17 protein-coding genes are annotated in these 18,185 nt (G+C 63.8%); 12 read left to right on the top strand and 5 right to left on the bottom strand.

The genetic code is table 11. The features are described from left to right. Nucleotides 1-15: 15 nt before the first annotated feature. Nucleotides 16-1,518 (bottom strand): protein adenylyltransferase SelO, encoded by a 1,503-nt coding sequence (locus tag ASC86_RS01725; RefSeq protein ID WP_056315240.1) that lies wholly within the window; start codon nt 1,516-1,518, stop codon nt 16-18. 179 nt (nt 1,519-1,697) lie between these two features. On the opposite strand from ASC86_RS01725, the gene ASC86_RS01720 reads away from it, so the two are divergent. Continuing rightward, on the top strand, nt 1,698-2,189 hold the full coding sequence (locus tag ASC86_RS01720) for a hypothetical protein (protein WP_056315238.1): 492 nt from the start codon (nt 1,698-1,700) through the stop codon (nt 2,187-2,189). A 12-nt stretch (nt 2,190-2,201) separates the two neighbouring features. Here ASC86_RS01720 and ASC86_RS01715 read toward each other — a convergent pair whose 3' ends face one another. Both ASC86_RS01715 and ASC86_RS01710 read right to left on the bottom strand, forming a co-directional pair. After that, nucleotides 2,202-2,723: a DUF1697 domain-containing protein gene (locus ASC86_RS01715; protein WP_056315236.1), complete on the bottom strand. Its 522-nt coding sequence runs from the start codon at nt 2,721-2,723 to the stop codon at nt 2,202-2,204. An 82-nt stretch (nt 2,724-2,805) separates the two neighbouring features. Beyond that, nucleotides 2,806-4,899, bottom strand: a complete 2,094-nt coding sequence (locus ASC86_RS01710; protein WP_056315233.1) for a S9 family peptidase — start codon at nt 4,897-4,899, stop codon at nt 2,806-2,808. A 177-nt stretch (nt 4,900-5,076) separates the two neighbouring features. Between ASC86_RS01710 and ASC86_RS01705 the strand changes: the two genes are divergently transcribed. Then, nucleotides 5,077-5,553, top strand: coding sequence for a VOC family protein (locus tag ASC86_RS01705; RefSeq protein WP_056315230.1), 477 nt, complete (start codon nt 5,077-5,079; stop codon nt 5,551-5,553). A gap of 310 nt (nt 5,554-5,863) precedes the next feature. Then, nucleotides 5,864-7,780: a methyl-accepting chemotaxis protein gene (locus tag ASC86_RS01700; RefSeq protein ID WP_056315228.1), complete on the top strand. Its 1,917-nt coding sequence runs from the start codon at nt 5,864-5,866 to the stop codon at nt 7,778-7,780. A 143-nt stretch (nt 7,781-7,923) separates the two neighbouring features. Here ASC86_RS01700 and ASC86_RS01695 read toward each other — a convergent pair whose 3' ends face one another. Continuing rightward, complete coding sequence (locus tag ASC86_RS01695) at nt 7,924-8,877, bottom strand: VOC family protein (RefSeq protein WP_082509833.1); 954 nt, start codon at nt 8,875-8,877, stop codon at nt 7,924-7,926. 257 nt (nt 8,878-9,134) lie between these two features. Here ASC86_RS01695 and ASC86_RS01690 point away from each other — a divergent pair, with 257 nt between their 5' ends. After that, complete coding sequence (locus ASC86_RS01690; RefSeq protein WP_056315226.1) at nt 9,135-9,557, top strand: universal stress protein; 423 nt, start codon at nt 9,135-9,137, stop codon at nt 9,555-9,557. A gap of 31 nt (nt 9,558-9,588) precedes the next feature. Here the strand turns inward: ASC86_RS01690 and ASC86_RS01685 are convergent, their stop codons facing one another. Continuing rightward, complete coding sequence (locus ASC86_RS01685) at nt 9,589-10,959, bottom strand: tetratricopeptide repeat protein (RefSeq protein WP_056315224.1); 1,371 nt, start codon at nt 10,957-10,959, stop codon at nt 9,589-9,591. Between the two features lie 228 nt (nt 10,960-11,187). On the opposite strand from ASC86_RS01685, the gene ASC86_RS01680 reads away from it, so the two are divergent. The 8 genes from ASC86_RS01680 (at nt 11,188) to mnhG (ending at nt 18,083) form a co-directional block, all read left to right on the top strand. After that, the gene (locus ASC86_RS01680) at nt 11,188-11,847 is read left to right on the top strand and encodes a hemolysin III family protein (protein ID WP_056315222.1); all 660 of its coding nucleotides are present in this window, start codon (nt 11,188-11,190) and stop codon (nt 11,845-11,847) included. Between the two features lie 106 nt (nt 11,848-11,953). Next, on the top strand, nt 11,954-14,425 hold the full coding sequence (locus ASC86_RS01675; protein WP_056315220.1) for a monovalent cation/H+ antiporter subunit A: 2,472 nt from the start codon (nt 11,954-11,956) through the stop codon (nt 14,423-14,425). Further along, nucleotides 14,422-14,844 (top strand): Na+/H+ antiporter subunit B, encoded by a 423-nt coding sequence (locus ASC86_RS01670; protein WP_056315218.1) that lies wholly within the window; start codon nt 14,422-14,424, stop codon nt 14,842-14,844. Before ASC86_RS01675 ends, ASC86_RS01670 begins: the two co-directional genes overlap by 4 nt. After that, nucleotides 14,844-15,221, top strand: a complete 378-nt coding sequence (locus ASC86_RS01665; RefSeq protein ID WP_056315216.1) for a Na+/H+ antiporter subunit C — start codon at nt 14,844-14,846, stop codon at nt 15,219-15,221. The genes ASC86_RS01670 and ASC86_RS01665 overlap by 1 nt, the downstream gene beginning before the upstream one ends. Nucleotides 15,222-15,227: 6 nt before the next feature. Next, entirely contained in the window at nt 15,228-16,865 is a 1,638-nt protein-coding gene (locus ASC86_RS01660; RefSeq protein ID WP_056315214.1) for a Na+/H+ antiporter subunit D, read from the top strand. Further along, nucleotides 16,862-17,338: a Na+/H+ antiporter subunit E gene (locus tag ASC86_RS01655; RefSeq protein ID WP_056315213.1), complete on the top strand. Its 477-nt coding sequence runs from the start codon at nt 16,862-16,864 to the stop codon at nt 17,336-17,338. The genes ASC86_RS01660 and ASC86_RS01655 overlap by 4 nt, the downstream gene beginning before the upstream one ends. Next, nucleotides 17,335-17,721, top strand: a complete 387-nt coding sequence (locus ASC86_RS01650; protein ID WP_056315211.1) for a cation:proton antiporter — start codon at nt 17,335-17,337, stop codon at nt 17,719-17,721. The genes ASC86_RS01655 and ASC86_RS01650 overlap by 4 nt, the downstream gene beginning before the upstream one ends. Continuing rightward, nucleotides 17,721-18,083, top strand: coding sequence for a monovalent cation/H(+) antiporter subunit G (gene mnhG / locus ASC86_RS01645; protein WP_056315208.1), 363 nt, complete (start codon nt 17,721-17,723; stop codon nt 18,081-18,083). The genes ASC86_RS01650 and mnhG overlap by 1 nt, the downstream gene beginning before the upstream one ends. Nucleotides 18,084-18,185 lie beyond the last annotated feature (102 nt).

Genomic DNA, 18,185 nt, shown 5'->3' with positions numbered 1-18,185 from the left:
GAGGAAGCTTCCCTTTTACGTCCCGCAGAAGGTTCGCAGCACCTCTTCACCCGGCTTCGGCGGTTCGGCATAGGGTGCGAACCGCGGCTGATCCTCATAGGGGCGCGAGGTCACCTCGAGCAGCGCCTCGAACAGCGAGAAATCGCCATCCTCGGTGGCCGCCCGGATCGCCGCTTCGATGCGATGGTTGCGCGGGATGAAGGCCGGATTGACCGCGCGCATGGCGTGGGCGCGTTCATCCCGCGAGATGCTCTCGCGGGAAAGCCGGTCGCGCCACTCGCCGAGCCAGGGGAGAATGGCGGCCGGATCGCGGAAGGTGGCGGTGAAATCCGCCTCGGCGGCATCCTCTTCCGCCACCGCCGAAAGCCGGCGGAAGGTGAGGGTGAAATCGGCGTCACCGGCATTCATGCGGGCAAGCAGGTCCTGTACCAGCGTCAGGTCGCCGTCCTCCGCCGTCGAAAGGCCGATCTTCTTGCGCATGCCGTTCAGCCAATGCGCCTGGAAGGTGCGACCGTAATCGGCGAGGATATCGTTTGCCGCTTCGACCGCCTGTTCCGTATCCTCATTCAGGATCGGCAGCATGGCTTCGAAAAGCCGGGCGAGGTTCCATTGGCCGATACCCGGCTGGTTGGAATAGCCGTAACGCCCGCCCTGATCGATCGACGAAAAGACCTTGGCCGGATCGAAAGCATCCATGAAGGCGCAGGGGCCGAAATCGATCGTTTCGCCCGAGATCGTCATGTTGTCCGTGTTCATCACGCCGTGGATGAAACCGACGCCGAGCCAGCGGGCGATCAGCGACGCCTGCCGTTCGCTGACAGCCTTCAACAGCGCCACATAAGGGCGCTCTTCGGCCTTCAGTTCGGGATAGTGCCGGTCGATGACATAGTCGGCCAGCACCCGGAGATTGGCGTGATCGCCACGGGCGGCGAAGAACTGGAACGTGCCGACGCGCACATGGCTTGCGGCAACGCGGGTGAAGACGGCGCCCGGCAGGATATGCTCGCGGTAGACGGGATCGCCGCTCACGATGGCGGCGAGAGCCCGCGTCGCGGGGATGCCGAGCGCGTGCATGGCTTCACTGACGATATACTCGCGCAGCACCGGCCCGAGGGCTGCCCGCCCGTCGCCGCGACGGGAATAGGGGGTCGGGCCTGCGCCCTTCAACTGGATATCGCGACGCGTGCCCTCGCGGTCGATGACTTCGCCGATCAGGATCGCCCGGCCATCGCCGAGCAGCGGCACGAACTGGCCGAACTGATGGCCGGCGTAGGCCATTGCCACAGGTTCGGCACCTTCGGGAATGCTGTTGCCGGAAAAGACCGCGGCGGCATCCCTAAGGACCGCTGCTGTATCGAGCCCGAGGTCGTCGGAAAGTTTGGTGTTGAACTTGATCAGCCAGGGTTCGGAAACCGGTGTCGGATCGACCTTCGAGAAGAACGGATCTGGCAGGCGCGCATAGCTGTTGTCGAATCGGAAAGGCGCCGGTCCCGCCGTGCGTTGCGCTGTTTCGGTCATGACTGCGCCTCCGTGGCCGCTTCTGGCGAAATACTCTCTGCCTTAGATAGGGTTCTTTGCCGGAAGGTGAAAGGTCGCTGGCGAGGATAGCCATTTTTGGGCGAGCCGGCGCGGGGGCTCGCAAGTTGCGGCCTCACGCGATAGCTTCACGCGCATTCCGTTCCAGACCGGGTAAAACCATGATCGCCAAGATACTGTCCTGCACCGCCGCCTTTTGCACGGTCCTGCTGACGTCGAGCCTGCCGTCGCGTGCGGAAACACCGGTGGCGTTCGATTTCAACATCACGCTGTCGCCGAAAGCGGCCAAGGCGCTTGCCGCGACGAAAGAGGGCATCACCTTTTCGGCGTCCTACTACGGCGACCCCAAAAAGGGAGCGGAAAAGCACGCCAACGAGGTCGGCCAGATCGATCTTGGCCAGGAAAGAACCGACCTGCCGGGCAAACCGGGCAAGGTGCATGTCAGCGGTGGCGACTTCGATGCCAAGCGGCTGAAATGGATCGACGGGCCGCTTTATGTGAACGTGAACGTGTTTTCCTCGCGCAAAAGCGGCCCGGACAATATACTGAGCTGCGATTTCATCGATACGGACGTCAAGAATGTCACCGGCCAGCCGACGACGCTCCATTGCTCGCTGATCGAGGAGAATGTCCAGACCGAGGTCAAGCCTTAGGCGTCCGGGCGTTCAGTGCCGTTCCAGCGAAGCGGCGATCTCTGCGAGCTTGGTCACGGTCGTCAGGTTGCGCGATGTCGCATGGCGAATGCAGCGCAGGCTGAGCCGCGAGCGGCCGGAGCCCTTGGGATAGTGGATATAGACCTCGCGGCCCTCGATTTTCGCCTGCTCTCCATCCGGCGCGACGAGGCTGGCGAGCGCATTCTGCGGCGGCTCCTCGGGCAGGAAATTGACCATCAGATAGCTGGGCTTGGCATCCGGGAAGGGATTGTGCGCGACGATCTCTTCAAGCTCGTGGCGATTGCGCACCATGACGCCGGGCGCTTTTCCGAGGATGTGGCCGAGCGCGTCGTTCAGTTCCCGCCCGGCTTCCTCTTCGGAGAGGTCGCTGCGGAAGACGACATTGCCGGTCTGGATATAGGTTCGGACATCTTCGAAGCCGATGTTCTCGCAGAGCGATTTCAGCTCGCTCATCAGGAGCCTGCCCGTGCCGCCGACATTGACGGCACGAAGGAGTGCGATGTGGACACCCATGATCGACCTCGATCCGATATATTCGAATCACTGTGTTATAGGGCGCTTCGCCGTTTCCGCAAAGATGGCCTGTTGCTGGTCCTTACATCTTCCCAGCGACCTTGATGGCGAAGGCGTATTCGAAGGCGATCTCCTCCAGCCGCTGGAAGCGGCCTGAAGCGCCGCCATGGCCGGCATCCATGTTGGTCTTCATCAGGATCGGCTCGGAGCCGGTGGTTTTTTCCCGGACCCGTGCGACCCATTTGGCCGGTTCCCAATAGGTAACGCGCGGATCGGTGAGGCCGCCGAGCGCCAGGATGGCGGGGTAGGGCTTTGCCCCGACATTGTCGTAGGGGCTGTAGGCCGCCATGCGCTCGTAGGCCGATTTGTCCTCGATCGGATTGCCCCATTCCGGCCATTCCGGCGGGGTGAGCGGCAGAGTGTCGTCGAGCATGGTGTTCAGCACGTCGACAAAGGGAACGGCGGCGATGATGCCCTTGAATTTCTCCGGCGCCATGTTGGCGACGGCACCCATCAGCATGCCGCCGGCCGAGCCGCCTTCGGCGACGATGTTTGCGTAAGACGTGAACTTCTGTTGATTCAGATAGTCGGCCGCGGCGATGAAGTCCTTGAAGGTATTGGTCTTCTTCTCCATCTTGCCGTCCTCGTACCACTGGAAGCCCTTGTCCTTGCCCCCACGGATATGGGCGATGGCATAGACGAAGCCGCGGTCGGCGAGCGACAGGCAGTTGGTATTGAAGGAAGCCGGGATCGAGATGCCATAGGCGCCGTAGCCATAGAGCAGGCAAGGCGCCGAACCGTCGAGGGGTGTATCTTTCCGGTAAAGCAGGGTGACCGGAACCTCGGCGCCGTCCCAGGAAGGGGCCATGACGCGGCGGGTGACGTAGTCGTCCGGATTGTGGCCGGAGGGCACGTCCTGCGTCTTCAGAAGCGTGCGCTCGCGGCTCGCCATGTTGTAGTCGAAGAGCTGCGAAGGCGTCGTCATCGAGGAATAGGAGAAGCGGATGACGTCGGTGTCATATTCGGCAGCCCCCGAAAGGCCGAGCGAATAGGCTTCTTCGGCAAAGGCGATGGCGTGCTCCTCACCGGTGGCGCGGTCGCGGATCTTGATCTGCGGCAGGCCGTTTTCGCGCTCCAGCCAGACGAGATGGCGGGCGAAGGCCATGTGGCTGATGATCAGCCGGCCTGGCGTATGCGGCACCACATCCTTCCAGTTATGGCGGTCCGGCGCGTGAACCGGCGCTTCCATGATCTTGAAATCCTTGGCGCCATCGGCATTGGTCAGGATGTAGAAGACATCGCCGCCCTCGGTCATCGAATATTCGAGCCCGGTCTCGCGCGGCGCGACGATCTGCGGCTTGGCCGTCAGGTCCGAGGTCGGGATGAGACGGTATTCGCTGGTCTCGTGGTCGTGGATGTCGATGTAGATGAAATCGTCGAGCATCGAGCCGCCGACGCCCATGAAGAAGCCGGGGTCCACTTCCTCATAGACCAGCCGGTCGGAGGATTGCGGCGTGCCGATGATGTGGTGGAAGATTTTCGACGGGCGGTGGTTGTCGTCGAGCACGGTGTAGAAGAAGCTCTTGCCGTCCGGCGCCCAGGCGCCGCCGCCGCCGGTGTTTTCGATGATGTCGGAGAGGTCTTCGCCGGTCGCGAGATCGCGCACCCGCAGCGTGTAGTATTCCGAGCCCTTGTCGTCATAGCCCCAGATGCCGCGGCTGTGATCTGTCGAATGATCGAGCCCGGCGAGGCGGAAATAGGCCTTGCCTTCCGCTTGCCTGTCGCCGTCGAGCAGCACAGAGCGTTCGCCGCCGTTGCGGGGCTCGCGGAAATAGCGCGGCTGCTCGCCGCCGGTGACGTAGGAGGTGCCGTAGGCGAAGGGTCCGTCCTTCATCGGAACGGAGCTGTCGTCCTCCTTGATGCGGCCCTTCATCTCGGCAAACAGCGTCTTCTGCAGTGCCTCGGTGTCGGCCATGGCCGCCTTCATATAGGCGTTCTCGGCTTCGAGATGGGTGCGGATATCGGGGTTGAGGATCGACGGGTCCTTGAACATCGCCTGCCAGTTGTCGTCGCGCAGCCAGGCGTAATCGTCGGTGCGGGTAATGCCGTGGCGGGTATCGGTGACCGGTTTTTTCGGAGCGACGGGAGCGGCGGGAAGGTTCTTGAAGATGGACAAGCAATGTCTCCGGCGATGCGAGAAGTGTGGCTTTCGAGATAGAGGCGGGGCAGGGCGGGTTCAAGGAAAAAGAGGAGGCAAGACGACGAGGGTGAGAAAGAAGCTCTTCGCCCGCCCCCCTTTCCACCTCGCCGGCAAGCCCTACATTGTCCGCGAGGACAAACGGAGGAGATCACGATGAACGTTTCAACCTGCCTGTGGTATGTCGACGATGCCGAGGAGGCCGCGAATTTTTATGTGTCGCTGATCCCCAATTCGAAGATGGGCCGCATCACGCGCTATCCGAGCGACGGCGGCGCGGCGAGGGCCGGGGGCGTGGCGACGGTGGAATTCGAACTCGACGGCCAGGCCTATTTCGGGCTGAACGGCGGTGAGCCGGCGCCATACAGCCATGCCATGTCCATCTCGGTGGTCTGCGATACGCAGGCCGAGGTCGACCGCATCTGGGATGCGCTGCGTGATAACGGCGGGCAGGAGGTGCAGTGCGGCTGGATCACGGATCGCTGGGGCGTCCGCTGGCAGATCGTTCCGAAGGTGATGTACGAGGTGCTTGGCAGCAGCGATCGTGCCGCAGCAGGGCGCGCCTTCCAGGCCATGCTGAAAATGGTCAAGCTCGACGGCGACGTCATCGCAAAGGCCATTAGCGGCGAGTGAGGGCGAGGACACGCCCTTCCGCCGGCCGCAATGGTCGATACAGGCTTCGGAAGCACGAGGAGTCATCGGCGCCGTCGCGCGTTTGCGCGCGATCGGCGACGGCTCCCGCGGTCTGCGCCGGAGGGGTTTTGCCTGCGCCTCGGGTTTTGCACATGCAGCATGCAGCCTCTCGAACTTAACGTAAATTTAGGGCGCTTGGGCGAGTCTACCGGCCATCGGGCGCAATGCAGCGCTTTTGCGGGCATCATGCCCTTTTCCCTTTATCTTCGTTCAGCATGCGGGGGCCTGCGGCCCGCGCCGGAGTTCGTCCATGACGTTTCGCAATCTTTCCATTCTCCAGAAGATCGGCCTTGTCGTCTTCGTGATGGGCCTGTCCTCGCTGGTCATCGGCCTTGTCGGCGCCCGCGGTATTTCGGCCCTTGAGGCGGCGATGGTTTCCGTCGGCGCCAAGGAGGAGGTCGCCCGCGAGGCGATGGACCTGCGCGTCGATATCATCGCCATCAGCCGCATGACCTACCAGCTCGCTGCCGCGCCCGAAAAGGCCGCCGATTTCCGCGCCGAGGCCGAAAAGCGCTCCGGTGAAATGCTGGCCCGCCTGCCGAAGATCGAGTCAACTGCAGACGAGACCGAGCGCCGGCAGCTCGCCAAGATCCGCGAGACGCTCGACAGCTATTTCGCCAATATCCGTGCGATGGTCGATGTCGCCGCCGCCAATCCGGCCGATGGCGCGGCTATCAAGGCTGCACTCGGCGTCGCACTTGACGGCCAGAAGGTCGTGACCGCAGCCGTCAAGGAATACAGCACTTATTCCGGCGAGGCACTGGCCGGCGCCCGCAGCGCCGCCCTTGCCGAATCCACCACGGCGATGATGATCGATGCGGCTGCCGTCGTTGCCTGCATCGTCTTCGGCGCCGCCGTCAGCCTGCTCGTCGCCCGCCGCGGCATCGCGGCACCGGTGCGCGGCCTGACCGCCGCCATGAGCCGTCTGGCCGAGGGCAATCTCGGCGAGACCGGCGCGGATGCCACCCGCAAGGACGAGATCGGCGAGATGGCCCGCGCCGTCGAGGTGTTCCGCACCAATGCGCTCGCCATGCGCGACATGAAGGCCCAGGAAGAGGCGCTGCACGCCCGCAGCAGCGACCTGCAATCGAGCATCAGCACGGTGGTCGCTTCCGCCGTTGCCGGCGATTTCACCGGCCGCATCCGCAAGGATTACGGCAATGCCGACCTCAACCGCTTTGCCGGCAGCGTCAACGAGCTGGTCGGCAGTATCGACAGCGCCGTTTCGGAAGTGCGCCGTGTCATCGCCGCCCTTGCCGATGCCGATCTGTCGCAGAGCATGGACGGCAACTATCAGGGCGCTTTCGCCGAGCTGCAGAACAACGTCAACACGACGATGGTGACGCTGCGCTCGACCATGAGCAACGTGCGCGGCTCCGCCGGTACGATCAAGGACAGCTCGGCCGAGCTGTCGTCCGCTGCCAACGATCTTTCCAAGCGCACCGAGCAGCAGGCTGCGGCGCTTGAGGAAACGGCAGCGGCTCTCGACGAGATCACAGCGACGGTGCGCACCTCTTCCACCCGCGCCAACGAAGCCCGCGACATGGTGCGCGAGACCAAGGACAGCGCCGGCAAATCGGGCGAGATCGTCCGCAGCGCCGTCAGCGCCATGGGCCGCATCGAGGATTCTTCCAGCCGCATCGGCCAGATCATCGGCGTCATCGACGAGATCGCCTTCCAGACCAACCTGCTTGCCTTGAACGCGGGCGTGGAAGCCGCACGTGCCGGTGAGGCCGGCCGTGGTTTTGCGGTCGTGGCGCAGGAGGTGCGGGAGCTTGCCCAGCGCTCCGCCAATGCGGCGAAGGAGATCAAGACGCTGATCAGCGCTTCGGCGAGCGAAGTCGAGACTGGTGTTTCGCTGGTCAAGGCGACCGGCGATGCGCTGGTGGAGATCGAGCGGCTGGTGCTCAGGGTCAACGATCACGTCGAATCGATCGCGACGGCGGCGCGCGAGCAGTCGACGGCGCTGGCCGAGATCAACACCTCGGTCAACCATATGGACCAGATGACCCAGAAGAACGCCGCCATGGTCGAGGAAACCACGGCCGCCAGCGAAACGCTGGCAGAAGAAAGCCGCCAGTTGCAGAGCTTGCTAGCACGGTTCAAGCTGGAAGGCGGCGGCAACGCGCTTTCGGCGATGGCGCATCGGATGCGCAACGCGGCGTAATACCGGTTGGTTTTGAAGATGGTGTTCGGCCCTGCCTTGCGGTGGGGCCGAATGCGTTTTGGGGGGAGAGTTTTTGCGATCAGCTACGGAGGTAGATCCACGGCCACGGCTCGAGGCTGAGGATGACCATCCATCAGCCTCTCCTATGCCTCCAGCTTCAACCCGATCCCCCACGGGTCCACCAGCGAATACCTGTCGCCAGAACGCGTCACCGGAATTTCCAGCTTCTCCAGCGCGGCCAATGCGGATTGCAGCTTCACCGGGTCATTGAACCGGATCGTGTAGTCCGACAATCCCGTCATATTCTCCGCACGCTTCGGCGCACCACGCGAATTCCAGATATTGGCGCCGATATGGTGGTGATACCGGCCCGATGCGAAGAAGCTGGCGCCCGGATAGGTCGCCATCAGGTCCAGCCCGAGCACATCGCGGAAGAACGTGTTGGCTTCCGGGATATTCGACACCTGCAGGTGGATGTGGCCGATGGCGGTGCCGTCCGGCATGCCGTCCCATTTGTCCTTCGGCGCGGCGTCGTAGATCGCCTGCAGATCGAGCGGCAGCGTCGCCATCTTCACCATGCCGTCCGGCTGGTAATCCCATTCCTCCCGCGGGCGGTCGCGATAGACCTCGATGCCGTTGCCTTCGGGGTCGCCGAGATAGATCGCCTCGCTCACCAGATGGTCGGAGGCGCCCTGCAAGGGCACGTTGTTGTGGGCGATATGGGCGAGCCAGCGGCCAAGCTCGAGCCTGTCCGGCATCAGGAAGGCGGTGTGGAACAAGCCCGGCGCGTTGCGCGGCGCAAAGGCGGCGTTGCCTTCGGTGGTCAGCGTCAGGAGCGGATGGCCGCCAACGCCGAGCACTTCGCCGGATGCCGTCTTTTCGATCGGCTTCAGCCCCATGATCTGCTGATACCAGGCGGAAATCATCGGCAGGTCGCGCACGACAAGGTGCGAATGATCGATATAGGCGGGCATGTCGATCGCGTGGGTCGGGTCGGTCATCGGGGTGCTTTCTGCGCTTGCGGTCTTCGGGACGCCGGTCGCGGCAAGGGCGGCGGCCGAGGCCTTGAGGAAATCGCGTCTGTCGAGGTCTGTCATCGGCTTGTCCTTTTATCGAGCCGAATATGGCCTTTCGGCCAAGCCGGCGAAAGAGCCGGGATTGGAGATGGATCGTTCTCTGTTTGAAGACGATCGTTCACGATCATAACCGCTTGTTCCAGTTGCAAATCCGGCCTTATACTCGGCTTGACCTGCATCAACACGGGCAGGCGGATTCTCTTGGTAGAAGAGAAGGAGCGGACAACGTGTGTTCCGCTGTCAGGCCGCATCCGTCGCGGCAAGCAAAGGAGAATGTGATGTATTCCAAGATCGTCGTGCCGATTGCCATGGATCAGCTGGAGCACGGGGAAGCCGTCCTCGAACGGGCAAAATCGCTGCTCGATACCGGCGGCGAGATCATTCTCCTCAATGTCGTCGAGGACCTGAATGCCTATGCCCAGGGCTACATGATCGTCGATTTCCCGCTCGAAGTGATCGACGCCTCGCGCGACCACGCCGAAAAGACGTTGAAGGAGCTGAAGGCCAAGCACAATGTACCGGGCCGCGTCGAAATCCGCATCGGCGGTGCTGCCGGCGTGATCAACACCTTCGCCGAGGATGAAAATGCCGATCTGGTGATCATCGCCTCGCATCGTCCGGGCATGATCGATTATTTCATCGGCTCCACCGCCAGCCGCGTGGCCAGCCATTGCAAATGTGCGGTGCTAATCGACCGGTGAATGGATGGTGCGGCAAACGCCGTCGCCGCCCTCAATCCACCCGCACCCCGTAGATCTTGTCGATCGCTTCCTGCGTGCGCGGCCCGAAGCCGCCGTCGATGGGGCCGGTGTAGATGAGCTGATCGCGCAGCCGCCGTTGCAGCGCCTTGCGGAAGCCCGACGACCAGTTGCCGCTGTTGTCGCGCATCTGGTCGCGGCTGAAACCGGCGCCGTGGCGCAGCGCCTTTTCCATCCATTCGGCCGCTTGCGCCGCATCGGCATCGATGCCGAGACCCTTATCGTAGAAATTGGCGATGTTGTTGAAGGCGATGGCATCGCCGCCGTCGGCCGCTCGGCGGTAATAGTCGAGCGCCTGGCTGTAGTCCTGCACTTCGCCTTCGCCGGTCTCGTAGGCAAAGCCGATATTGGTAAGCGCCGTGGCGTTCCCCGCGTCGGCGGCGCGGCGGTAAAGCTCCATGCCCTTTGCCACGTCCTTTTCGACGCCGAGGCCGGAATAATACATATAGCCGAGACCGTTGATGGCATCGGCGTTGCCGTATTTTTCGGCCGTTTCGTACCATGTGAGCGCGCCGGGCAGATCGGCCGGGCCGCCGATGCCGTTCAGCATGAAATTGGCGATGTTGGCCATGCCGACCACATTGCCGGCTTCGGCGGCGCGCAGATACCAGCCGCGGGCCGCCGCTATGTCGCGCGGCACGGTGTTGCTGGTTTCGAGCAGGAAGCCGGCATCGTTCATGGCGCGGGTGTTGCCGCCATCGGCCGAGCGGCGATACCATTCGAGGGCGGCTGCATCGTCCTCCGGCACGCCGCGGCCGGAATCGTAGAAATAGGCGACGTTGAACATCGCCCAGGCATTGTTGCGGCCGGCCGCCTCGCGGTACCAGCGCAACGCTTCCGTCGCATCCTGCGCGATGCCCTCGCCATTGTCGTAGGCATAGGCGACGGCGGCATAGGCGGCGGGGTAGCCGCGATCGGCAGCGCGGCGATAGAGCGCCAGCGCCCCGACATAATCCTGCATCTTCTCCTTGGCGCGGCCGTATTGATAGATGAAGCGCAGGGTGTTGGGTTTCGTGCGGTTCGCGGCCTCGCAGGCTGCAAGCGCCTTTGCCCCGTCGAGGCTTGAGAATTCGACCGCCGGGATCGCCGTGACCCGGTCATGATCGAGCGGATCGGCCGCCAGTGTATCGCAGGGATCGGCTCCGACGCGCACCACATGCGGCGTCAGCGGCTTGACGGTGTCGGCGGAACTGGCATCGCGCTTGTTGGCGGCCGGCGGGGCGGAGGCGGCGGGGGCGGGATAGGCGCCCGGCTGGCTCTGCGCCGCGGCGACATCGAGCCCCATCTGCGCCGCAAGCCCGGCAAGCGCCAGTGCCGTTGCAAACCGTTTGGCGTTTCTGACCATGATATTTCCCCACGTTCTGACGGTATTGTGGTGAAAACCGCAGGCCGTGCAAGTCACCGGGGAAACAGCGGGGTCTTCGCTTCGCCGCGAAAAACAGGCGCATACGGTTTCGCCTTGTTTCAATTCTTGATGCTGTCATCGCCGGTTGATGTTGTTTCGGTAACTTCGCCTGTGGCAGATTAGGCATGATTGCAGGCCCGGTCTCCGGGAGAAAAGAGAAGGAACCCGATGCAGATACCCGGCGTGAAGTGGAACTATGACAGGTCGGAGCTGATTGCCGACGGCGTCGTCCACGGCATCGGGCTGGTCTTTGCGCTGGTCGGCGTCACTGCGCTGATCTTCTACGCCACCGTCTGGGCCTCCGCCGGCCAGCTGGCTGCCGCCTGCATCTATGGCGCGGGACTGGTGACGACGCTGTCGGTCTCTCTTATGTACAATCTCTGGCCGGTTTCTAAAACCAAGGGCTGGCTGCGGCGCTTCGATCATTCCTCGATCTTCATCCTGATCGCGGCGACCTACACTCCCTTCCTGCAGCGCGGCTGGACCGATCCCTTCCTATTCGGCATGCTGATCTTCATCTGGGCGATCGCGCTTTTCGGGGTTTTCATCAAATGCGTCTTTCCCGGCCGCTTCGACAGGCTGGCGATTGCGCTTTACCTCGCCATGGGCTGGAGCGGCGTGTTTGCGGCCGAACCGCTGCTGGCGAAGCTCAGCCCTCTCACGCTGGCGCTGATCGTCATCGGCGGCGTCATCTATTCGCTGGGCGTGATCTTCCATGTCTGGGAAAAGCTGCGCTTCCAGAATGCGATCTGGCACGGCTTCGTCGTCGCCGCCGCTGCGGTCCATTACGGCGCGGTGGTGACCTGCATCAGCGGCGGTGTGATCTGATCCGGTGGAAAGCCGCCGGTTTTCCTTGAACTCGGCGTCCCCCTATCCTATCCCTTGAGGGCCGGCGGTATTGGCCGTCGAGGCATAGAGGGGACATTTCAGATAGATGCCGGCCACGAGCCTGACCTTTTTTGTCCTGTTGTCGCCCTTTATTGCCGCGGCGCTCGCGCCGTTGGCGACGCGGCTTCTGGGGCATCGGGCGGCCTGGCTGCTGGCGCTTGTGCCGGCCGGAATCTTTCTGCATTTCACCCGATTTTCCGCTGATGTCGCGGGTGGCGGAACTACCGCCGAGGGCTATGACTGGATACCCTCTCTCGGGCTTCGCTTCTCCTGGCTGATCGACGGGCTGTCGCTGACTTTCGCCCTCATGATCTCCGGCATCGGCACGCTGATCGTGCTTTATGCAGGCGGCTATCTGAAGGGGCATGCGCAGCAGGGGCGGTTCTTCGCCTATATCCTGCTGTTCATGGGCTCGATGCTCGGCGTCGTCGTGTCCGACAGCCTGTTTTCGCTCTTCGTCTACTGGGAGCTGACCTCGATCACCTCCTTCCTGCTGATCGGCTTCGAGCATGAACGCACGGCCGCGCGCCGGGCCGCGTTTCAGGCGCTGGTGGTCACCGGCGGCGGGGGCTTGAGCCTGCTCGCCGGGCTGCTGATGATCTGGAATATCACCGGCATCGCCGATCTCTCGGGGCTTCTGGCGTCGGGCGAAACGCTCCGCTCCGCGCCGCTCTATCCGGTTATCCTCGTGCTGATCCTCGGCGGCGCCTTTACCAAGTCGGCACAGTTTCCCTTCCATTTCTGGCTGCCCAACGCCATGGAAGCACCGACGCCGGTGTCCGCCTACCTGCACTCGGCGACCATGGTGAAGGCCGGCGTCTATCTCGTGATGCGGCTGTTTCCGGTCATGGGCGGCACCGTTCTGTGGGAGACGATCCTGCCGCTCTTCGGCGGGGTGACGCTGGTTTTTGGGGCGGTTCTTGCCGTCCGCCACGTCGATCTGAAGATGATGCTCGCCTATACGACCATGGCCTCGCTCGGTCTGCTGGTGATGCTGACGGGGCTCGGCAGCGAACGGGCCATCGATGCGGCTGTGCTCTATCTGGTGGCGCATGCGCTGTTCAAGGGGGCGCTGTTCATGGTGGCCGGCATCATCGACCACGAGACCGGCACGCGCAACCTGACCAAGCTCGCCGGCCTCGCCCGCGCCATGCCGCTGACCTTCGCCATCGCCATGGTGGCGGCACTTTCCATGGGCGGCCTGCCGCCTTTCCTCGGCTTTGTCGCCAAGGAGGAGATTTATGCCGCGCTGACGGCGGGTGATTCAGCGCTGATGCTTGCCTGCGCGGCGGCGGTGCTCGGCAACGCGCTGATGTTTGCCGTTGCTTTCGCGGTCGCGTTGAAGCCGTTTGTCGGGCCGGTTCTCCCTTCTCCCCAACGGGGAGAAGGTGGCTCGAAGAGCCGGATGAGGGGGACGGCTGGCTCGGAGCAAGTGGCAACACCCCCTCATCCGCCCTCCGGGCACCTTCTCCCCGTTGGGGAGAAGGGAGAACCGCATGACCCGCCGGTGCTGCTGTGGCTCGGGCCGGCTCTCATGGCGCTGGGCGGGCTGCTGACGGCATTGTTTGCCCCTGCCTTCCACGCCGCCATTTCCTCGCCGATGGCATCGGCGGTGGCCGGTGAGACGCATGTGATCGATCTGCTGCCCGTGCCGCACTGGAGCCTGCCGCTGGCCCTGTCGCTGGTGACCATCGCCATCGGCGTCGGCTTTTATCTTGTGCTCGCCCGTATCAGGGCCGGCGTGGCGAAGGGGCTCGATATCCTCGGCTGGGGGCCGGATCGGGGGTTCGATCAGGCGATTGCCGGGCTTGTTCGGTTTTCCGTCGGCGTCACCAGACGTCTGCAGCCGGGCCGGCTCGACAGCTATATGACGGTGACCTTCGTGCTTCTGGCGCTGGTGCTGCTGGTGCCGCCGGCCGTCTATGGCGAGTTCGCCCGCGCGCCGCTGTTTCCGGCCCATATTCCCTGGCATGAGCTTGCCATCATCCTGCTTGCGGTCATCGGCCTGCCGGCGGTGGTACTGGCCAAAAACCGGCTGACGGCGATCGTATCCCTGGGCATCCAGGGCTTTGCCGTGGCGATGATCTTCCTGCTTTACGGCGCGCCCGATCTCGCCTTCACCCAGTTTATGGTCGAGACGCTCTCGGTCGTCATCCTGACGCTGGTGATGACGCGGCTGCGGTTGTCCCCCTCCGACAGGCGACCGCTTTCGCAGGTGCTGCCGGATGCGGCGATCGCCATCGCCTGCGGCCTCGGCATGATGTTGTTCCTGATGAAGGTCACGGAGGCGCCGTTCGATTCGTCGCTGTCGGATTTCTTCGAGCGCTTCTCCAAGCCGCTCGCCCATGGCGGCAATATCGTCAACGTCATCATCGTCGATTTTCGCGGCACCGATACGCTCGGCGAAATCGCCGTGGTGATGGTGGCGGCGCTGTCGATCCTGTCGCTGATCCGTGTGCGGGCAGGGGCCTTGCGGCGGCCGGATGATCCGGCCGAAACCGATGGAGGGCGCCGATGAACTCTCTCATCCTGCGGACCATTGCGCCGGTGCTGGTGAGCCTGATGGTGCTGTTTTCCATCTTCGTGCTGCTGCGTGGCCACAATGAGCCCGGCGGCGGTTTTATCGGCGGGCTGATCGCCGTTGCCGCGCTTTCGATCTACGGCATCGCCTTCGGGGTCGGGGCGGTGCGCCGGGCGCTTCGCTTTCATCCGGCGACCATTGCCGGCGCGGGCCTGATGCTTGCGACGCTTTCGGGGCTGGTCTCGGCTTTGTTCGGTGCACCCTTCATGACCGGCCTTTGGGTGACGCCGGTCATCTTCGGTACGGAAATTCCGCTGGCGACGGTGATGAGCTTCGATATCGGCGTCTATCTCGTGGTCGTCGGCGCCATCGGCGCGGTGGCGCTGTCGCTCGAGGAAGAGGAGGACGACGCGTGATGGAGCCCGTATTTGCCGTCCTGACCGGCCTGTTCTTTGCCTTTGCTGTCTATCTGATGCTGTCGAAGTTCATCATACGCGTGCTGCTCGGCGTCGCGATCCTTGGCAATGCCGTCAACCTGCTGATCTTCATCAACGGCCGGCTGCTGCGCGAGGTGCCGCCGGTGTTGGCGGCGGGACTGGACGTGCCGGCCGGGCCGGTCGCCAATCCGCTGCCGCAGGCGCTGATCCTGACGGCGATCGTCATTTCCTTCTCGTTCTTCGCCTTCCTGCTGGTCCTGTCCTGGCGCGCCTATGAGGCGCTCGGCACCGACAACACCGACCGCATGCGTCTGGCCGAACCGGAGACATCCCCCTTGCCGCCGGAAGGATATTGAGACGGCATGGCCTCTTCCCCCATCGATCTCTCCCTTGCCCTCGTGACCGCCGCGCCGGATGCCGCCGACTGGCTGGTCGTGCTGCCGGTGGCGCTTTGCATCGCGACAGGCGCACTGCTGACCATGTTACGCGGCCGGCCGGCCTTGCAGGGCGGGCTGGCGGTGTTTTCGCTTGCCGTCCTCGTGCTTCTGAATATTGGGCTCGTCTCCCATATTTCGGCGTCGGGGCCGGTGACGATGATGATGGGACGCTGGCTGCCGCCCTTCGGCATCGCCTTTACCGCCGATATGGCGGGCGCGCTGTTTTCGCTGAGCGGCTCCGTCGTGGCGCTGGCCGCGGGCGTTTATTCACTCGGCGATATCAACGAGAAGGGGCGGCGGCACGGCTTCTATCCCTTCCTGATGCTGCTGATGGCCGGCGTTTCCGGCGCGTTCCTGACAGGCGATATCTTCAACCTCTATGTCTGGTTCGAGGTTCTGCTGATCTCCTCCTTCGGCCTCATGGTCATCGGCTCGGAGGATCGCCAGATCGACGGCGCGGTGAAATACGGCTTCCTCAACCTCGTCGCCACGACACTGTTCCTGATCGCCACCGGCTTCCTCTACGGCATCTTCGGCACCCTCAACATGGCTGACATCGCCCGCAAGGCAGCAGGCTTTTCCGGCACCGCGCCGCTGATGACGCTTGCCACGCTCTACGTCTTCGCCTTCGGCATGAAGGCGGCGGCGTTTCCGGTGAATTTCTGGTTGCCGGCCTCCTACCACACGCCGCGCATCGTGGTGTCGGCGCTGTTTGCCGGTCTGCTGACCAAGGTCGGCATCTATGCGCTGCTGCGCACCGGCATCATGCTGTTTCCCGCCGAACGGGCCGGCCTATCCGGCGTGATCGCCACTGTGGCGGTGCTGACGATCATCAGCGGCGCGCTGGGGGCCCTGGCGCAATCGGATATGCGGCGGCTGCTCGGCTATCTCGTCGTTTCCGGCATCGGCGCGATGCTGGCGGGCCTGAGCCTCGGCACTGTCGAGGCGGTGGCCGGCACGATCGTCTATGGCGTGCATTCGATGCTGGTCATGGGCGCGCTCTATCTTGCCATCGGCCTTGCCGGACGCGCTGCGGGCACTTTCGAGATCGGTGGGGCAGGTGGGCTCTGGCAGCGGCAACTGCCGCTTTCGGCGCTGACGCTGGTGCTGTTCTTCGCCGTCTCCGGCCTGCCGCCGTTTTCCGGCTTCTGGCCGAAGCTGATGCTGGTGAAAGCGGCGCTGGCGGATGGCGCGGGCTGGCTTGCGGCCGCGCTGCTGATCGGCGGGTTCCTGACCACCATCGCCACCGGCCGGTTCTTCCTCATCGCCTATTGGCGGCCTTCCTCTTCTCCCCAGCGGGGAGAAGGTGGCCCGAAGGGTCGGATGAGGGGGAATACTGGCTCTGAACTCGCGGAAATACCCCCTTATCCGCCCTTCGGGCACCTTCTCCCCGCTGGGGAGAAGGGACAAGCGGCGGCTCTTCTGCCCGTTGCCTTGCTCACGCTCGCCAGCATCCTGATCGGTCTCTATCCCGAGCCGCTGATTGCGGCGGCAAAGACGGCGGCTGAGGGGTTGGTGACGCCATCCGCCTATATCGGCTCGGTCTTTGGAGGGGAGCCATGAGGCGCGCCGGCATCGTTCTTTTCCTGACCATCGTCTGGCTTGCCGTCACCGGCAGCCTGACGGTTGCCAACCTCTTGCTCGGCCTTGTCGTGGCACTGCTCTCGCTCGGCATCACCCGCGCCCATGTCTCGGAAACGTCGCTGAAGGTGCGCCCCATCGCGGCCCTGCGGCTGACACTGCTGTTCCTCAAGGAACTGGCGCTGTCGGCCTACCGCGTCGCGCTGCAGGTGGTGACGCCGCGGCTGGCGCTGAAGCCCGGCATCTTCGCCTTTCCGCTGACGGTGAAGCGGGATTTCGAAATCACGCTTCTTGCCAACCTCATCACCCTGACGCCGGGCACGCTCTCCGTCGATGTCTCCGAGGATCGCAAGACGCTCTATGTCCACGCGCTCGATTGCGCCGATCCGGCAGCGCTCCGGCGCGATATCGCCGACGGTTTCGAGCGCCGTATCCGGGAGGCCTTTCCGTCATGACGCCGGATGCGATCCTTCAAGCCGCAACCTCGCTTGCGCTTCTGCTGCTCTCCGCCGGCCTGGTGGTGACGGTGATCCGCATCATCCGCGGCCCGACGCTGCCGGACCGCATCGTCGGCCTCGACATGCTGGTCGCCATCGCCATCGGCCTGATCGCGGCGGTGGCGATCCGCACCGGGGTCGATCTCTATGTCGATATCGCCATCGCGCTCGGCCTCGTCGGTTTCCTCGCGACCGTCGCCTTTGCGCGGTTCGTGCTTGCCAGGGGGCTGTCGCCGGAAGACGAGGCGATCAAGCCGCACGCGAGCGCCAAGAGCCTTTCGGCGTCGCGCAAGGGCGCGGGCCATCGCGAGCGGCCCGCACGCCGCAAGGGGAGACGCTGATGCCGGGCGGTTTCGAAATGGTGGGGGCTCTTGTCCTGTCGGTCGTCGTCGTCCTCGGCGGCATCTTCGCCTTTCTGGCGGCGCTCGGCGTGCTGCGGTTTCCTGATCTCTACACCCGCATGCATGCGGCCTCGAAGGCAGGCACGGTGGGCTCGAGCCTGCTCCTGATCGCCGCCGGCCTGCATGCCGGCGATCTCGCCATTCTGTTCCGCTCGCTCGCAGGCGTTGTATTCTTACTGATGACGGCGCCGGTTGCGGCGCATCTGCTCGCCAAGGCGGCGCACCGGGCCGGCCACAGGCTCGATCGCACGTCGGTCATGGATGCACTTTCGCGCGATGCGGGAAAACCGCATCGCGACTGAGGTGCGTTTTACTCTGGGAAACGCTGTCGGCGGCCGGTCATGTTGAGAAACAATTAACCGTTTTTTCGCCGAAATAACGGCTACGCCTTGGATGGGTCACAA

The sequence above is a fragment of the Rhizobium sp. Root1212 genome (assembly GCF_001424985.1).
Taxonomy (GTDB): domain Bacteria; phylum Pseudomonadota; class Alphaproteobacteria; order Rhizobiales; family Rhizobiaceae; genus Pararhizobium.
The sequence above is the reverse complement of the archived record's forward strand: the minus strand, read 5'-3'. Positions and strand labels throughout refer to the sequence as shown.